1 protein-coding gene is annotated in these 807 nt (G+C 32.3%); it reads left to right on the plus strand.

The features are described from left to right. Nucleotides 1-659 precede the first annotated feature (659 nt). Nucleotides 660-807 (plus strand): exosporium leader peptide-containing protein (locus KI369_RS27870; RefSeq protein WP_212958876.1); only part of this gene is annotated, 148 nt, incomplete at its 3' end.

The raw sequence follows: 807 nt of genomic DNA on the forward strand, positions 1-807 counted from the left end.
TTAAAGTTTCACTTTATAAATTCATAAAAAAAGACACTCGTTTGAGTGTCAACATTGTATTGCTCTCGCGTATAGGATTGGAGTATGATTCTCAAAAACGTATTGAGATGGTTCGCATTTGAGAAACTGTCTTCTTATTCAATGTAACATCGTTAGGAAGAAGTGTAAATTGATAATGTAAATACGGAAAATTTAGTATAGATAATTTCTACTATAAACATAGTGTAATGTATTTATTATCCCGTATTAACGGGCAGTAAAACTTCTACCTCAAAATTCAGCTGGAGCAAAGGTGTTTGGTGGGGGGCAAGCTTCACGTAATCGACCGATTGCTTTTACTAATTATTAGTAGGGTGGATAAACTCCCTACTGATTAATCATTCTCTTTATTACTTAAGTATTTAAGAAGGTGTCTTATAAAAAAGAATGAATCATTTTTTAATCGATTCGTATAATTGTTAGAGAGACATCCGTTAAAGTGGATATTGTGGAATAAAAATAAAGCTGGAAAGTGAGTATTTTTAGTAGTTATAACAAAGGTAAAGTGCTAAATAGATTAATCATTTGGAAAGAAAAGGAGAATAAGTTATTAAGTTATTCTTTAATAATAGATTATAATGATTTGAATGAATAAAAAATATGTGGAATGGGGTATTAAATTGAACCGCGATGACAAATTATCGTTGAATAAAGGTTTGATAGGACCTGAAAATATTGGACCTACCTTTCCGGTTCTTCCACCAATTTATATTCCAACAGGACCAACGGGAGTAACGGGTTTAACAGGAGCTACCGGAGCAACGGGAG

It is taken from the genome of Bacillus sanguinis, assembly GCF_018332475.1.
GTDB classification, from domain to species: Bacteria; Bacillota; Bacilli; order Bacillales; family Bacillaceae_G; genus Bacillus_A; species Bacillus_A sanguinis.